This is a genomic window from Streptomyces sp. NPDC058632, from assembly GCF_042717095.1.
In the GTDB taxonomy this organism is placed as follows: Bacteria; Actinomycetota; Actinomycetes; order Streptomycetales; family Streptomycetaceae; genus Streptomyces.
This window is the reverse complement of record NZ_JBHXQZ010000019.1, coordinates 57,120-75,619: the sequence shown is the minus strand read 5'-3', so window position 1 is coordinate 75,619 and position 18,500 is coordinate 57,120. Positions and strand designations below refer to the sequence as shown.

Below are 18,500 nucleotides of genomic sequence, written 5' to 3'. Positions count from 1 at the left end.
GCCACGTCGAGCGCGCCCTCGGCCGGCGCCGTGGGGGCACGCCGTTCCAGCTCGGCGGCCATTTCCGCGAGGGTCGGCCCGTCGAAGACGGCCTGGATGGGCAGCTCCGCGCCGGTCGTCTGCGCCAGGCGGTTGACGAGCCGGGTCACCAGCAGCGAGTTGCCTCCCAGCTGGAAGAAGTTGCTGTGCGCGCCGAGGACGTCGGCGTCCGTGCGCAGGAGGTCTGCCCAGACGGCGGCGACGGTCCGCTCGGACTCGGTGCGCGGGGCGACCGGCTGCTCCGCGTTTCGGCGAAGGCTCTCCGGAGCGGGCAGGGCGCGGTGGTCCAGCTTGCCGTTCTGCGTGAGCGGCAGTTCGTCGAGCAGGACGTGGGCGGCGGGGACCATGTACTCGGGCAGCGCCGCGCGCAGGGCGCTCTGGACGTCCCCGAGCAGCGCGGCGGAGCCGGACCATCGGGTGCCGGCCGTGGACGGCTCGTCGGTGTCGGCGACGTGCGGTGCCTCGTCGGCCCGGCGCGCGTAGACGTTGTAGAGCGTGGTGTTGCGCAGCAGCCGGTTGTCCTGCTCGCAGACGACGTCGTAGCCGAGGGCCTTCAGGAGGGTGACGACCTTCTCCAGCTGCCCGTTGACGTCGTGGAGCTCCACCACGAGCTGGCGGATCTTGGGCCAGTCCCGCCAGTGGATGCCCTTGAGCACTTCGTACTCGGCGTTCTCCACATCGATCTTCAGGAGGTCGATCCGGTCGACCGCCTCCTCTTCGATGACCTCCGAGAGGGTCCTGAGGCTGCACGTGAACTGCTCGCTGTTGAGCCGCGCGTCGACCAGTTCGTCGACGAGCTCGTCGCCGGCTGCCTCGCCGTCGGTGCCGCCTGCTCCGTCCGTGGCCAGTTCCTCCTGGTTGCGGAGGTAGGAGCGGACCATCTCGTGCGCCTGCTCGGCGGTGGTCACACTGGAGGAGATGACGGTGTTGTGCCGGTAGAAGGTGAAGATCTCCTCCTTGGCCTCCGCGGCGAGACCGCACGCGTAGACCTTGGCGTCCAGGCCGTGGAGCTCCACGTTGCGGCGCAGCGAATCGAACACGGGCGGGATCGGTTCGAAGGCGTAGATCTTCGCGTCGGGGCAGCGGCTGCCTGCGAAGAGCGTGAACATGCCGATGTTGGCACCCACGTCGAAGATGCGGTCACCGTTGCGGATGGTGATCCCGTTCCGCAGGTATTCGAGGTTGGTGAAGATCTCCTCGTAGACGAATTCCGTCTCGCTCTTGTTCTGCTGGAAGACCGTCATGCCGTTGGGCAGTTCACAGGTCTGCGCGAGCGCTTCGGGCTCGGCGCGGCCCATGCGCAGCAGCTCACGGACGGCGGGGGCCCGCTCTGCCGACGGCACCACATAGGCGACCAGGCGGCGGTCCTGGTCGTCGTATTCGCGTACCACGACGCGGGCTTCCTGGACGGCGGGGTGTTCGGCGAGTTTCGCCTCGATCTCCCCGAGCTCGATACGAAATCCACGGATCTTGACCTGCTCGTCGTTACGGCCCAGATACTCCAGCGTGCCGTCCGAGGACCACCGCGCCAGATCACCCGTCCGGTACATCCGCGCACCCGCAACACCACAGAACGGATCATCCAGGAAACGCTCCGCACTCAGCTCCGGACGATTCAGATAACCCCGCGCGACACCCGCACCACCCACATACAGCTCACCCACAGCACCGACCGGAGCCGGCCGACCGAAACGATCCAGAACATACGTCCGCAGATCAGGAATACGCCGGCCGATCGGACTCACCGACCGCTCCACATCCCCCTCACCCAGCAACCGGTACGTCACATGCACCGTCGTCTCGGTGATCCCGTACATGTTCACCAGCACGGTACCACGATTCACCGAACGGCCAATCCACGGCCGCAACGACGCCACATCCAGCGCCTCACCACCGAACACCACCACACGCAACCGGTGCGCCGCCGCATCCTCACCCTGCGCCGCGATCAACTGCCGAAACGCACTCGGCGTCTGATTCAGCACCGTCACACCCGACGCACACAACAACTCGTAGAACTCACCAGGACTACGAGTCACCGCCTGCGGAACCACCACCAGACGCCCACCATGCAACAGAGCGCCCCACATCTCCCACACCGAAAAATCAAACGCGAACGAATGGAACAACGTCCACACATCCCGCTCACCGAAACGGAACCACTCATCCGTCGCAGTGAACAACCGCGCCACATTCCGATGCTCAACCATCACCCCCTTCGGCACCCCCGTCGAACCCGACGTATAAATCACATACGCCAAGGACGACGACGACACACCCGGCACCACAACATCGGAAGAATCAAGCCCCGCCCACAGACCCGCATCCCCCCGCACATCCACCACCGGAACCGACAAGCCACCAAGCCCCTCGGGCAAAGGACCATCCGTCAGCACCACACACGGCGCACTGTCCTCCAACTGATACCGCACACGCTCCACCGGCGACGACGGATCCAACGGCACATACGCACCACCCGCCTTCAAAACCGCCAGAACACACACCACAATCAACTCACTACGCGGCAGACACAGAGCCACCAGCACATCCGGCCCCACACCCAACCCACGCAAATACCGCGCCAGACGATTCGCCCGCTCGTTCAACTCCCCGTACGAGACAAGACGACCCTCACACTCCAACGCCACCGCACCGGGCGACCGCGCGACAACCTCCTCGAACCACTCATGGACACAACGCCCCGCACCGGAACCAGAACCGGAAACCGTGCCGGAAACGACACCCGGAACGGAATTCCAGTCGACCAGCACGCGCCTGCGCAGCCCGGCGCTCAGCACGGGCAGCTCCAGGGCCGGGCCCTCGGCCGACCCGCCCCCGGCAAGCGCGTCGATCAGGTTCGCCATGGCGGTTTCGAGGTAGCCGATGACCAGTTCGGCGTCCTGCGCCCGGTCGACCTGGGCGTCGAGCGAGAAGGAATGGCCCAGGTCGTCGACCGAGAGGGCGACCGGATAGTTGCTGCGCTCGATCACGCCGGCCAGTGACCTGACGCCCGCGCGCTCCAGCTCGGAGTCGTCGACGCGGTCACCGGACTCCAGGTGCCGGTAGTTCAGGATCGCGTTGAACAGGGGCGTCTCGCGGGGCACGTCGCTGTGGCCGTGGGCGACGGCCAGCGGGGTCTGCTCGTGGCGCACCAGCTCCCGCAGCTCCTGGTCGACGGTGCGCACCAGGTCGCGCACGCTCATGCCGTCGAGGCCGACGCGCACCGGGAGCGTGTTGATGAAGTTGCCGAGCATGCGCTCGATCCCGCGGGGGCCCTGCAGACGCCCGGACATCACCGTGCCGAAGACCACGTCGTCGCGTCCGCTGCACGCCGACACGACCAGCGCCCAGCCGGCGTGGAACAGGGTCGCCGGGCTGACCCGCAGCTCCTTGGCGCAGTCCCTGACCCGCTGCCCGAGACGGCTGTCCAGCGGGCGGCGCAGGTCCAGTACGCGGCGGCCGTCGCCGTGCACGTCGTGCAGGCCGAACATCGCCGTCGGTTCCGTCACGTCGCCGAGCTGGGCGCGGAAGAAGCCCGCCGGGTCGAGGCTCCGGGCACGGTGGCGGACGTGCGCGATGAAGTTCCGGTACGGCACCGGCTCCGCGAGGTCGCTCTCCCTGCCCGTCATGTGCGCGACCAGCTCCTGGAACAGGAGGCCCAGCGAGGTGGCGTCGTCGATGACGTGGTGGAGGTTGAGCACCACGAACCACTCCGGGGTGCCGGGGTGGCGGGCGGCGCGGAGCCGGATGAGGGGTGCGCGGTCCAGCCGCATCGTCTGCGGCCGCGCCAGCAGCTCACGGATCTCTTCCTGGATGTCGGCGCCGGGGCGCACCTCGAACTCCTCCGGTTCGAGGTCGGCGTGCCGGACCACGATCTGCAGGGGCTGCGGCAGCCCCTGGGTCAGGATCGCCGTGCGCAGCGCGTCGTGCCGTGCGACGACCTGCCGCAGGGCCCGTACGAAACCGTCCAGGTGCGCCCGGCTCTCGAAGGAGAACACGCCGGAGAGCACATAGGGGTCCCGGCCGCTCGCCTTGAGGTGGTGGAACAGCATCCCCTCCTGGAGCGCCGCCAGCGGGTAGACGTCCTGGAGGTTGGCGGCTCCGCCCGGCACCGCGGCGACGACCGTCGCCAGTTCGTCCTCGGTCAGTGACACGAGCGGGAGCATGTCGGGCGTGATCCGGGTGCAGCCGGCGGGGATGCCGTTCGGCGGGACGGTGAACGGCTCGGCAGCCGCCTCGCCCGTGGTCGGGTCGTCCTGGGCCGCGGTCGCGGCGGAGTCGATCGTGACCGCCAGCTCGGCGAAGGTCGAGGCGCCGAACACGCTCTGGAGGTCGCAGTCGAGTCCGCTGTCGGCCAGTCGGGCGGTCAGCTTGGGGATGAGCAGCGAGTGGCCGCCCAGTGCGAAGAAGTTGTCGTTCACACCGATGCGCTGCTCGTCGAAGCCGAGCAGGTCGGAGCAGATCGCGAGCAGGGCCCGCTCGGTGTCGGTGCCGGGGGCGACGCGCTCGCCGGCGACGCCGTACGCGCTCGAGTCGGGTGCCGGGAGCGCCCTGCGGTCGAGCTTGCCGTTCGCGGTCAGGGGCAGCCCCTCCAGGCGGACCAGGGCGTTCGGGACCATGTGCTCGGGCAGCGTGCGCCCGAGGTGCCGGCTGAGCTCCTCGCGGAAGTCGCCGGTGTGTTCCCGGTCGAGGACCACGTATCCGACCAGACGTGGGTCGCCGGGGCTGTCCTCGCGGGCCAGTACGGCGCAGGCCCGGACGGCCGGGTGCCGCGCCAGGTGCTCCTCGATCTCACCGGGTTCGATGCGAAAGCCCCGCAGCTTGACCTGGTTGTCGATGCGGCCGAGGTACTCCAGGGTGCCGTCCGCCATCCGCCGGACCAGGTCGCCGGTCCGGTACATGCGCGCGTCGGGGTCATCGGCGTACGGGTTCGGGACAAACCGCTCACGCGTCAAAGCGGGGTTGTTCAGGTAGCCGCGGGCCAGGCCGGCACCGGCGATGTGCAGTTCGCCCGCGCAGCCGACGGCCTGCAGCCGGCCGAAGTCGTCGAGCACATGGAGCTGGATGTTCTGGATCGGCCGGCCGATCGGCACGGTGCCGGCCGGCTCCGTGGAGGGCGGGCATGCCCAGTGGCTGACGTCGATGGCCGCCTCGGTCGGCCCGTAGAGGTTGTGCAGCCGTGCGCCGTGCACGGCGTAGTGCCGTGCGGGCAGCTCCGGGGGCAGGGCCTCGCCGCTGCAGAAGACCTGGCGGACGGAGGTGCACCGGGCCCAGCCGTCCTGGTCGAGCATCAGGCGCAGCATGGACGGGACGAAGTGCAGGGTCGTGACCCCGGCCGAGCGGATGAGGGAGATCAGGTGGTCGGGGTCCTTGTGGCCCGCGGGCTCGGCGAGGACCAGGCGGGCGCCCGTGATCAGAGGCCAGACGAACTCCCACACGGAGACGTCGAAGCTGAACGGCGTCTTCTGGAGCACGACGTCGTCGGTACCGAGGGCGTACTCGTTCTGCATCCACTCCATGCGGTTGACGGCCGCCCGGTGCTCGACCATCACGCCCTTGGGACGGCCGGTGGAGCCGGAGGTGTAGATGACGTACGCCAGGTGGCCGGGGTCGACGGCGGCGGTGACAGGTGTCACGGCGCCGTCGGAGACATCGCCGACCGGCCGGCCCTCGGCGTCGAGCCGGATCACCCGGTCGGCGCCGGACAGCGCGAACGTGTCGGTTCCGGTCTGGGCCAGCAGGATGCGGGCACCGGAGTCCTCGATCATGTACTGGAGGCGCTCGGCCGGGTAGCCGGGTTCGAGGGGCAGGTAGGCGCCGCCCGCCTTCATGATCGCCCACAGGCCGATCACCATCTCGAAGGAGCGTTCCATGCAGACGCCGACGACGGTGTCCGCCGTGACACCCCGGTGTCGCAGCTCACGGGCCACGGCGTCGACCCGAGCGCCGAGTTCCTCGTACGTCAGCGTCCGCCCGCCCAGTTCGAGGGCGGTGCGGTGACCGTGGCGGGCCACGGCGGCGTCGAGGAGGTCGGGCAGGCTGCGGTCGTCGGAGTAGGGGCGACGGGTGTCGTTCCATTCGCCGAGCAGCTGATGACGTTCCTCGTCGGACAGGTGTGACGCCTCGGAGAGCAGCTGCCGGGGTTCGGCCACCAGTGACCGCAACAGGCGCCGGTAGTGGTCGAGGAAGCGCTCGACGGCCTCGGTGTCGAAGCGCTGGGCGTCGTACTTGAGGTGCAGCGTGTAGTCGTCGGCCGCGTTCTCGAAGACCTCCAGGTGGAGCTTGAACTCGCCTTCCTGGGAGATCCGGTCGACGAACCGGAGGGACCGGGCGAGGCCGAGACCGCGGACCTCGTCCGTCACGTGCATCATGCGCTTGTTCTGGAAGACGTACGAGACCTGGAAGACCGGCGAGTTGTCGGGATCGGTCCGCAGGCTCAGGTCCTGCACCATGCGCGGGAACGGGTAGGCGGCGTGGTCGAGGCCGTCGGCCATGACCAGCGTCAGCTCCCGCACGAAGTCGGTGAACGGCTCGTCGCCGCGCACCCCGTGCCGGACGGGCACCATGTTGACGAAGTAGCCGACCGAGTCGTCGTAGGCGGCGCCCGGCCTGCCCATGGAGGGGACGCCGACGATCAGGTCGCGCTCTCCGCTGTAGCGGTGCAGGAGCAGTTCGTACACGGCGAGGAAGAGAACGGCGGGCTTGATGCCGCGGGCGGCACACAGGTCGCGCACCTCGGCGGCGAGCTCCGGCGTGAGCGCGAGCCGGGCGGTCTCTCCGACGACGGCGGTGCCCGGCGCGGGCGCCCGCTCGATGCCGAGGCGCAGCACGGGAAGGGGGCCCGCCAGGGTGTCCTGCCAGAAGGTGCGGTGGCGTGCGCCTTCCGGCCCGGCGAGGAGGTCTGCCTCCCAGCGGACGAACGCGTCGTAGTTGTCCTGCCCTCCGGAGGTGTCCTCCGGGGTGCGGCCCTCGAGCAGCGCTTCGTACGCCTGGAGGAGATCACGCAGCAGGACGGGGGTGGAGGCGCCGTCGAACACCAGGTGGTGGAAGACGAGCAGGACGAGGGTGTCGGGCGCGTCGGCCGGGCCCGTCGAGTAGACGAAGGCACGCGCCGGCGAGTCCCGGGCCAGGTCGAACGGTGCCTTGGCCTGCTCGCGCACGAGCGTGAGCAGGACATCTTCGGGGAGACCGGAAGGCACCGGCTGGTGGCGGAAGCGGATGTCACCGAAGGTCCGCGGCACCAGGTAGGGGGTGCCTTCGTCCTCCACGACCACGCTGGACAGCAGGGTGTGGCGGCCGACCACCAGCTCGAAGGCCTTCTGGAACACCGCGACGTCGAACGGCGCGGAGGTGCGGAAGCAGACCGGGACGTTGTACACGTCCGAGTCGGGGCGCAGCTTGTGGAGGAGCCACAGCCCCTTCTGTCCTTCGGACAGGGGGTACCTGTCCGGGGCGTCCGTCCGGGACGCGTCCTGAAGCCGCTCGTAGAAGGCGAGCACGTCCTCGGCGGAGTAGATGCCCGCCTTGAAGCCCGCCAGAATCTGGTCCTCGTTCACGCGCCCGGTGCTTCCTTCATGAGTGCCTTCAGATCTTCGAGTCCGACGTCGCCCTGCCGGAACGCTTCCAGGGCCCTGGCCCTGGCCTCCCTTACGTCGTCGTTGGTCGTGTCGGGGGTGGGTGGTGCGACAGCCTCGGGTGCGCGCTGGGCGGTGAGTGCCGCCGCGATGCGCTCCAGGGTGGCCAGCTCCACGATCTCCCGTGCGGTGAGGGTCAGGCCGAGATCGGTCTGGACCGCGCGCTGGAAGCGGGCCCACAGGATCGAGTCGACGCCGACACCGTGCAGGTCCTTGTCCGTGGGGAGTTCGCCGGCGTCCAGCCCCAGCGCCTCGGTGAAGTAGTCCGCGAGGTAGCGGCCGATGTCCTCACCGGGGTTCCGGGCCGGGCCGGGGCCGCCGGGATCCTGGGCCCGGCCGGTGCTTGCGGCGGCGGATGCCGAGACGGCCGAGGCGGTGGCACCGGGACGCGACACCGTTCCGGCTCCCGGCTCGGCCTCGGGCCGGGGCTCGGGGCCGAGCCGGGGTTCGGGCCGGTGCTGGGGGGCGCCCGGTCGGTTCGTGACCGGGGTGGCCTGTGCCTGTGACGGCTTCGGCCTGCCGGTGTACCCGACCCAGTAGCGCTTGCGGCGGAACGCGGTCGTCGACAGCGCCACCGGACGGCGGCGCCGTCCCTCGTACAGGTCGCTCCAGGCGACCCGGCCGCCCCGCACCCACAGCGCGGCGAGCCGGTCCAGGTCGCCGTCGGCGAAGAGGCCGGCGACGAACGTCTCGCCGTGGCTGCCCGAGAGCAGGTCGCCCAAGGGCCCCGCGCCGTCCTCGGCGTTGCCGAGGTGCAGCTGGGCGGACGGCTGATCGGACTCCAGGAAACCCGCCAGTGTCCGGCGCAGTTCCGCGCGGGATTCCACGACGAACGCGAGCCGCTCCGCCAGCGCGTCCCGCCCCACCTGGAGGGTGTGGGCGAGGTCCGCCAGGCCGACGGAGTCGTCGCTCCCGACGAAGTCGTGCAGCATCCGCACCGAGGCGCGCAGCCGCTCGGGGTCGTGCGCGGAGAGCACGATCAACTGCGGCCGCGTCGCGTACGGGCCGGTCTCGGCGCCCGGCGCGGGGCGGCCGTCGGCGGTTTCGGGCCCGGGGGCCTCCTCGACGACCATGCTGACGTGGCTGCCGCCCGCTCCGACGGAGTTGATGAGCGCGCGCCGGGGAGCGCCGTCCTGCCCCTGGCGGGGCCGCCAGTCGCTCAGGCCGTCGCACAGCCGGAGGGGGCCGTCCTCCAGCCGCAGTTCAGGGTTGGGCACGCCGATGGACACCTGCGGGGCCAGTTCCCGATGGCGCAGCTGCATGACGACCTTGGTGAGCTGGGCGATACCGGAAGCCGCCTCGGGGTGCCCGAGGTTGGCCTTCACCGAGCCGAGCGCGACGGGCTCCGTGACGGAGCCGAACACCTCACGCAGGGCGCTGAACTCGACGGCGTCACCGAGCGCCGAACCGTTGGCCGCCGCCTCCACGTAGCCGATCGTGGCGGGGTCGCTGCCCGCCCGCTCCAGTGCCCGCCGCATCACGTTCACCTGCGTCCTGTGGCTCGGCGTCATGAACCGGTTGGCCCGGCCGCCGTGCAGGGAGGCGCTGCCCTTGATGACGGCGTGGACGGTGTCCCCGTCCCTGCGCGCGGCTGCCAGCGGCTTGAGCAGCACCGCGCCCACCGCCTCGGCGGGCAGGTAGCCGTCCCCGTCGCGGAAGCTGCGGCTGCCCGGGTGGCTGCCCAGGAGCCCGCTCCGGGACAGGGCGACGTACTTGTCCGGGTGGACCGTCAGGTTCACGCCTCCCGCGATCGCCAGCTCGGTGTCGCCGCGCAGCAGATCGGCGCAGGCCAGGTGGATCGCGGTCGCCGAGGAGGCGCACATGCTGTCCACGGCCAGGCTCGGCCCTTCGAGGCCGAAGAAGTACGAGACCCGGTTGGCCATGAGGTTGTACGACGCGGTCGAGGTCAGCGCCGAGCGTACGACGTCCTCGGCATCCGCCCGGTACATCTGGTACATGGAACCGACGTAGACGCCGACGCGCCGGTCGTGGCGCCGCTCGATGGTCTCCTGGGTGACCCCGCTCCGCTCCAGGAGCTCCCAGACCGTCTCCAGGAAGAGCCGCTGCTGCGGGTCCATGGTCTCGGCCTCCCTCGGCGAGATGCCGAAGAGGAGCGGATCGAACTGGTCGATCCCGTCGAGGAACCCTCCCCACTTGCAGTAGCTCTTGCCGGGCGCGTCCCGGTCCGGGTCGAACAGTTCCTCGTGGTCCCAGCGGTCGGCCGGGACCTCGGTGACGCAGTCGTCGCCTGAGCGGAGCCGGGCCCACAGGGCGTCGGGGTCCGGGGCGCCCGGATAGCGCCCGCTGATCCCGATGATTGCGATGTCGTCGCCGCAGGTTCCCTCCCCGGCACGGGCACCACCGCCGGATGCGGTGCCGGTGGCGTGGCGGGGGTCGCCGCCGGATGCGGTGCTGTCGCTGCCGGCGTGGTCGTTTTGGGGGTGGCCGGGGCGGGAGCGCAGTTCATCCCTCACCCTTGACGGAGCCGACGTCCGGACGGCCGCGGGCGCCGTCTGCGGCTGCGGCTCCCGCCTCGCGGATCCCGCGTCGATGCCGGCGGGCGGACCGGCGTCGGTGCCCGTGGAGGCGCCGACGCCGGTGCCGGTCTCGCCGAACAGCGCACGCAGCTCGTCCTCGTGCCGGGCAGTGAAGTACTCCGCCAGCGCGCGAACCGTCTGCACCTCGAAGAAGAGCGTCTTCGGCAGTGTGCCGAAGGTCTTCTCCAACTGCGCGATCAGGTTCATCGCCACGACGGAGTCCATGCCGTAGCGCTCCAGCGGCGTGTGCGCGTCCAGGCGGTCGGGACCGAGCTTGAGGGCGGTTGCCAGCTCGCGGCGGAGGTGGCGCACGGCCCTGTCGTGCAGCGCCTGTTCGCGCTGGTCCTTGTCGTGCGGAACCTTGTCGTGCGGAACCTCGTCGTGCGGCGCCTGTTCGCGCTGGATCCGGTCCTGCGGGGCACCGGCCTGCGCCCGCTCTCCGGTCAGGCGCGGCAGCAGCGCCTCCCGCTGCCCGGCCACGACCAGGAGCCTGCCGTCCCGCAGACCGGTGCCCAGCTCCGACAGACCGGTCCGCAGGGCGTGGAGCCCGCTCGCGGTGTCCAGCGGCAGGAGGTCCATACGCCGCAGCTGCTCCTCGGTCGCCTCGTCCACCCGCATTCCGCCGTCCGCCCAGAGCGGCCAGTTGACGGACAGGGTCCTGCCATGCCGCAGCCCGGCGTCCGCGAGGCGGTTGCGATGGGTCGCGTAGGCGTCCATGAAGGCGTTGGCGGCCGCGTAGTCGGCCTGCCCCGGATTACCGAGGGCGCCGGTCATGGAGGAGAAGCAGAGGAAGACCTCCAGCGGCTGGTCCCGGGTCAGCTCGTCGAGATGGACCAGTCCCGCGACCTTGGGCGCCAGGACCCGCTCCAGCTCCTGAGGCGTCTTCCTGATCACGAAGTCGTCGTGCAGGACGCCGGCACTGTGCACGATGCCGGTCAGCGGCCCGTGGGTGCGCGCGACGTACTGGAGCAGACGCTCGACGGCGCCGCGGTCGGCGACGTCCATCCGCTGGTAGTCCATCCGCAGCCCCGCCGCCCGCAAGGCGTCGACGGCGTGCCGCTGGTGCTCGGTGAACGCGGACCGGCCGGTGAGGACCACGGTCGCGCCCCCGGCCGAGGCGGCGATCTCCTCGGCGGTGATCAGGCCCAGGGCGCCGGTGCCGCCGGTGATCAGGTAGACGCCGTCCGCGCGCCAGGAGGACTCCGTCACCGCGCGGGGCGCGGCGACCACTTCCTCCAGGTGCCTGACCTGACGCCGGCCGGCGCGGTAGCGCACCTCCGGACTGCCGGCGCCGACCGGCTCCGCGCGCAGCCGGTCGGCGACGACGGCCGGTACGGCGGTGTCCAGGCAGTCGATCAGCCCGGTGCGCAGCTTGGGGTTCTCCAGCGTCACGGTCTTGAGCAGACCGCTCAGCCCGCCGAACACGGCCCGGCGCTCGTGCTCGTCCTCGCCGGGAACTCCGACGAGGACGACCTGGAGCAGCGCGGAACCGCGCACTCCGCGCTCCAGCAGAGTGCGTGCCCGGGCGAACACGCGCTGCGTCGCGACCAGGTACTGGCCGTCCAGCGGGTCGTCATCCGTGAGCTCGACGACTTCGTGGTGCACCGAGGCGGGCAGCGCCGCCGTCAGCGCGCTCGCCTCTGCGGCCGCGAAGGTGACGAGGACGACATGACGCTCGTCGACGTCGTCGCCGGCCGTGGGAGCGGCGGGAGCCTTCTCCGGCTCCCACACCGGCCGCAACAGCACCAGACGCCCCGCCCCGGAACCCGAATCGGATCCTGAACCGGACTCGGATGCGGACCCGGCGCCCGGCGAGGCCGGGATCGCGGTGCCGGTCGCCACGAGCGCGGACGCGGTCTCCGCCACGGGGCCGACGGGCGCGGGCAGTTCCCGCAGGGCGAGGCCGCGCAGCTCCACGCAGATACGGCCGTGCTCGTCGTACACGTCGATGTCGTGGGTCCGCGCGCCGGAGCGGAGCCACACGTGGGCCCGCTCGGGCGTGGCGGCGTGGACCTGCACGCTGTCCAGGGCGAACGGCACCATCGCGGCCGCCGGGCCCGGCGCCGCGGCGCCGCGGCGGACCAGACCGATACCCGCCTGCAGGGCCCCGTCCAGGATGCTCGGGTGCAGGCACAGCCCCTCGGCCGCGGTCCGGACACCGTCCGGCGTGCGCAGGTCGGCGAAGACCTGCGGACCGCCGTCGCCCGCGTCGTCGCCGATCGCGAGACGCTCGATGCTCCGGTAGGCCGGGCCGTAGTGCAGGCCCTTGCCGGCGAAGTCCGCGTACACCCGAACACCGTCGAGCCGTTCCCCCGCGCACCGCGCCCGCAAGGTGTCCAGGGACACTCCGTACCGTCCGGGCACCTCCTGGAGGAGGGTCGCCCGGCCTCGTCCGGCCAGTTCCTCGCGATCGTCGTCGCCGGTGCCCGTCACATACAGCTCGTACTCGGTCTCGTCGCCCTCCAGCACCCGCAACCGCAGATTCAGCACCAGCTCGCCGCCCTCCAGGGCGACGGGCCGCAGCCACACGATGTCGTGCAGCCGGACGCGGCCGGGCTCGGTCAGCTCGAAGGCCCGGGCGACGGCCTCGCGGGCCATCTCCAGTTGCGCCACGGCCGGCAGCACATACCTGTCACCGACCCGGTGGTCGCGCAGGAAGGGCTCCGAACCGTCGAAGCGGGTACGGAAGGTCAGCGCGAAGGCCGTTGAGTCGTTGCGGTGCAGCAACGGGTGCAGGACCTCCTCGGACGGCACGGGCGTCCCGATCGCGCCGATCCGCGAGGCGACGGCCACGCCGGTGTCGGAGCCGGAGTCGGTGTCGGAGCCGGAGTCGATGTCGAGCCAGTGGCGCTCGCGGGCGAAGGGATAGCCGGGCAGCCCGATGCGCCGGGGCCGCGCTCCGCCCGCCGGGTACAGCCGCTCCCATACGACGGCCTCTCCCCTGACCCACCGGTGCGGCAACCGGTCGGGGTCGTTCCCGGTCTCCGGGCCCGCGTCGCCCTGTGCGAGGGCGGTGCGGGTGTCCTGACCGGGTCGTACGCTGCCACGGGCCCAGTCGCCGGGCCCGGCGGGGTCGGCGAGGAACGCGTCGAGCCGCTGCTCGACGGACTTCAGCGAGCCGGCCGTGAAGGCCAGCCTTTCGTCAAGGGCGACGCGGCCGGTCTGCAGCGTCCACGCGAGGGACGGCAGGTCGTCGTCGGTGAGTTCGGCGACGCGGGCCCGAAGCCGCCGGGCCTGCTCCACCAACTGCTCATCGGTCGCCGCCGAGAGCGGGAGCACGGCGGTGCGGGGGCCGGGCGCCACGGCTGTGCGCGCCGGCGTCTGCCCGCCCGTCCCCGGCTGGTACTCGGCGATGACCACATGGGCGTTCGAGCCACCCGCGCCGAAGCTGGAGACTCCGGCGATGCGCGGCCCGTGCCACGGTTCCAGCCGCTGCTGGACCCGGAACGGCGTCCCGTCGAAGTCGATGTGCGGGTTGAGCGTGCTGGAGTGCAGGCTCGGAACCAGCTCGCCGTGGCGCATCTGGAGCAGCACCTTGGTGACACCGGCGATGCCGGCCGCGCTTTCGCAGTGGCCGATGTTGGACTTGACCGAGCCGATCGCGCAGTTCTGCGGGGGCAACGCGCCACCGCCGGTACGGCGGAACGCCTTCACCAGGCCGGCGAGTTCGATCGGGTCGCCCAGCGAGGTACCGGTGCCGTGCGCTTCGAGGTAGCTCATCGAGGCCGGGTCGACCCCGGCCCTGTCGAGCGCCCGGGCGATCACATCGCCCTGGGCGACGGGGCTGGGCACCGAGAAGCCATGGGTCCTGCCGCCGTGGTTGAGCGCGGTGCCCTTGATGACTCCGTGGATCCGGTCGCCGTCGGCGAGGGCACGGGCCAGCGGCTTGAGCAGTACGGCGCCCACGCCCTCGCCGGGCACGTAGCCGTCGCCGCCCTCGCCGAAGCTGCGGCAGCGGCCGTCGCTCGCGGCGAACTTGCCCTGGCTCAGCATCAGGTACTTGTTCGGATGGACGCTGACGTTGACTCCGCCGGCGATCGCCGACTCGCACTGGCCGCTCTTGATTGCCTCACAGGCGAGGTGGATCGCGGTCAGCGAGGACGAGCACATGGTGTCGACGGCCATGCTCGGGCCGTGGAAGTCGTAGAAGTACGAGACCCGGTTGGCGATCGAGGACGGGCTGCCCGAGAGCGCGACCTGGTGCCCGCGCGCCTGCGCCTGGGCTCCGTGCAGCTGATACTCCTCGTACATCACGCCGACGAACACGCCCACCTTGCCCGCCTGCACGACGGAGGCCTCGGCGCCGCGCTCGGCGGACTGCCGGGCGAGGAGTTCACCGGTGTATCCGGCGTCCTCCAGCGTGTGATGGACACACTGGAGGAACAGGCGTTCCTGGGGGTCCAGGTACTCGGCCTCACGTGGCGAGATGTTGAAGAAGAGGGGGTCGAACCGGTCGACGCCGTCGAGGAAGCCACCCCACCTGCAGGCGGCGTCACCGTAGTCGCGGTGGTCCCAGCGGTCCGCCGGGATCTCCGTGATGCAGTCACGACCGGAGCGGAGGTTCTGCCAGAACCGGTCCAAGTCCTCGGCCTGCGGATACCGACCGCTGATCCCGACGATCGCGATGTCGGTCACGGCGTCGGCCGAGCCGACCGGAGCGGCCGCAACGGCCTGGCTGAGCGGCGCTGCGGCGGGCGTGACCGTACCCGCATCGGTGCCGGCATCGGCATCGGCATCGGCGGCCAGCGCGGTGTGCAGCCGTTCCGCGTACTCCTCGGCGAAGTGCTCGCTCAGCGCGCGGATGGTCCGCACCTCGAAGAACAAGGTCTTGGGCAGCAGACCGAAGGTGTCCTCCAGGTGGCGCGTGAGCTCCATGGCCATCATGGAGTCCATGCCGTAGTGCTCCAGCGGAGTGTCGACGTCCAGCCGTTCGGTGTCGACCTGGAGCGCCGTGGCGAGCTGGCGGCGCATGTAGGGCACGGCACGGTCGGAGAGCGGCGCTCCGCCCGGCGCGTCTTGGCCGGAGGGGGCCCCGGCAGGGGCGGACACCGGCCCGGCGAGGCCCCTCGCGGGAGCGGGGACCGGCTCGCCCGGGAGTACCCGTGCGCTCAGTCCGGTGAGCTCCACGCACACCCGCCCGTGCTCGTCGACGAGCGTGACATCGAGCTTGGCCGAGGCGTCCCCGGGGCGGGCTCCGCTCTGATACCTGATCCAGGCGTACGCGGTCGCCGGGGTCGCGGCGAGCACGTCGAGCTCGTGGAGCGCGAAGGGCAGCGCGGGCCGGGCCGGGCGCCCGTCGCGGCCGTCCCCGCCGTCGGCCAGGAGCTCCAGGCCGACGGTGGCCTGGAGGGCTCCGTCGAGGATGCTGGGGTGGAGACCGTAGGAGGCCGCTCCATCCTCCTCCGCGGACTGCGGCAGACGCAGTTCGGCCAGCACCTGGGGCCGTCCGACGGCGTCGGCGCCCACGGTCAGCCCGGCCAGCGAACGCTGCGCCGGGCCGTAGCCCATGCCCGCCCGGTCGTACAGGTCGTAGATCTCCGCCGGGGAGAAGGCGGATCCGGCGCATGCGCGGCGCAGTTCACCGAGCGGGAGTGCCGGGCGGTCGGCCGGCGCGGCCGGTGAGGTCGCCCGGCCCTGGCTGCACAGGGCGCGCGCGCCGTCGGTGTCGACGCTGTGGATGGTGTACGCGTACCCGGAGGCGGCCGCGTCCGAGCCGTCGGTCAGGGGCCGCAGGCTCAGCCGCAGGTCCAGCCGGTTCCCGCGGCAGACCGCGGGCCGCAGCCACACGATGTCGCCGAGGCGCACGCGCTCCGCGGCGCCTTCACCCAGGGCGCGGACGACTGCCGCCCGCGCCATTTCGAGGTGCGCGGCGCCGGGCAGGACGGGAGCGCCCTGTATCCGATGGTCCCTCAGGAATGGCTCGGTGCCGTCGAAGACGGTTCCGTACACCGACGTGACGGTGTCGTCCGGACCGTTGTCACCGTCGGCGGCCGGTATGCCGCGATGCAGCATCGGGTGGGCCGGCACGGAAGGGTGCGACGCCGAGGGGTACTGCGTCGGGGGATGCGGGATCGGGAGGGCCGCCGACGTCGCCGCGCCCTGCGTGCCCCGCCCGGCCCAATAGCTCTCCCGCGCGAACGGATAGGTCGGCAGGGCCGTGCGCCTCGGCCGTGGGGCCTGCCTGTACCACCGCTGCCAGTCGACGGGGTGGCCCGCCACCCATCGGGCGAGGGCGTGGTCGTGCCGGCCGGACGTGAGCCAGTGGTCCGCCTCGGCGAGCCGGCCGGCGTCGGGCCGGGCCGCCGCGGTCGCGGAGGTGCGCCGGGGCACCGTGCCCCGATGCCAGCCGTCGTGGGTGTCCGGACTCTCGACGAAGGAGGTGAGCCTGCGCTCCAGCTCCGCCACGGAGACGACGAGGGTCGCGAGCCTCTCCTCCATCACATCCCGCCCCACCTGGAGCGTGAAGGCGAGGTCGGACAGCTGTACGGCTCCGAGGGGCTGGTCCCGCAGATGGTCGCGCAGCCGCCGGGCCTGCTCGATCAGCTGCTGCCCGGTGCGGGCCGACAGGGTGACCAGGGCAGGACGGGAGACGGAGCGCGAGCCCACGGACGACGCCGGGGAACTCGTGGGGAAGAGGTGAGCCGGGGAGGCCGGAAGGTCCGTGGACGCCCAGGAGGGCGAGGAGGCCCCGTTCTGCGACGCAGGGGCGTACTCCTCCAGTACCAGATGGGCGTTCACGCCGCCGAATCCGAAGGAACTGACACCGGCCCGGCGCGGGATGTCCCTGCCGTCGGCGTCATGGGGCCGCTTCCAGGGACGACGCTCGCGCACGACCTCGAAGGGGAACCCCTCGAAGTCCAGGTAGGGGTTGAGCTCCTCGCAGTGCAGGCTCTCGGCCAGCGTGGCGTGGCGCATCTGGAGCAGCACCTTGATGACTCCGGCCACACCGGCGGCCAGTTCGAGGTGCCCGATGTTGCTCTTCACCGATCCGAGGCCGCAGGGGGCGGGTTCGGGCAGCGTGCCCGGCTTGCCCGCCGTCTCCTCGTACAGCGCCTCGAAAGCGCTCCTGAGTCCGTTGAGTTCGACGGGGTCGCCCAGCTCGGTGCCGGTGCCGTGCGCCTCGATGTAGGTCACGGTACGGGGGTCGATGCCCGCCTCGCGGTACGCGGCCTTGAGCAGCTCCGCCTGTGCGTGGGGGTTGGGCGCGGTCAGCGAGTGGGCCCGGCCGCCGTGGTTGACGGCCGTACCGCGGATGACGCCGAGGATGCGGTCGCCGTCGCGTTCCGCCCGGTCCAGGGGCTTGAGGACCAGGATGCCCACGCCCTCGCCCCGCACATAGCCGTTGGCCTGCGCCGAGAAGGTCTTGCAGCGGCCGTCCTCGCAGAGCATGCCCGCGCGGCTGTACCCGATGTGCAGATCCGGGCTGACGATCGTGTTCACGCCGCCGACCAGGGCGAGGCCGCTCCGGCCGCTGCGCAGCAGCTCGACGCCACGGTGGATGGCCACCAGCGAACTGGAGCACGCGGTCTCGACCGGCTCGCTCGGGCCGTGCAGGTCGAGGAGATAGCTCACCCGGTTGGGGCCGACGGACCCGGAGACCCCGGTCGCCGCGTAGCCGTCCTCGCCCTGCCGCTCCTGGAGGACCAGGTTGCCGTAGCCGCTGGGGGCGGTACCGACGAGGACGGCGGTGTCGCTGCCCGCCAGGCTCGACGGCGCGTACCCGGCGTCCTCCAGTGCCTGCCAGGCGTGGGTGAGCAGAAGCCGCTGCTGCGGGTCCATGGCGAGGGCCTCGCGCGGCGAAATGCCGAAGAAGAGGGGGTCGAAGCGGTCCGCCCCGTCGAGGAAGCCGCCCCAGCGCACGTGCTCCCTGTTGCTCGACGTGGCCGGGTCGTCGTTCATGGCCCGCCAGTCCCAGCGGTCCTGGGGTATCTCGGTGATGCAGTCCCTGCCGTCGCGCAGGTTGTTCCAGAACGCGGTGAGGTCGGGGGCCTGCGGGAAACTTCCGCTGACACCGATGATGGCGATCGGCATCGCCGCGCCCGCGTCCCGTGCTGCCGGCCCGGAGGCGGGGACGGTGGCCGTCTCTGATCCGGAGGCGGCCGCAGGGCCGGGTACGGTGACCGGCTCGGGTACGGAGGCGTCGGCCGGCGCGGAGTCCACGGCCGTGATCCGGTCGGCGTACGTCGCGGCCAGATGGGCGGCGACGCTGTCGACGGTCCGGTACTCGAAGAACACGGTGGGCGCCAGGCTCACACCGAAGCGGTCGCCGAGCCGGCCCGCGAGCTCGGTC

The 18,500-nt window shown here is 71.5% G+C and carries 1 protein-coding gene and 1 pseudogene; both read right to left on the bottom strand.

Going from position 1 to position 18,500, the window contains the following annotated elements:
* Positions 1-62: 62 nt before the first annotated feature.
* A pseudogene (locus tag ACFWVE_RS10175) lies at positions 63-7,595 on the bottom strand (amino acid adenylation domain-containing protein); the annotation flags it as partial.
* Positions 7,592-18,463 (bottom strand): SDR family NAD(P)-dependent oxidoreductase, encoded by a 10,872-nt coding sequence (locus ACFWVE_RS10170; RefSeq protein WP_384010252.1) that lies wholly within the window; start codon positions 18,461-18,463, stop codon positions 7,592-7,594. The pseudogene ACFWVE_RS10175 and the gene ACFWVE_RS10170, both read right to left, overlap by 4 nt.
* Positions 18,464-18,500 lie beyond the last annotated feature (37 nt).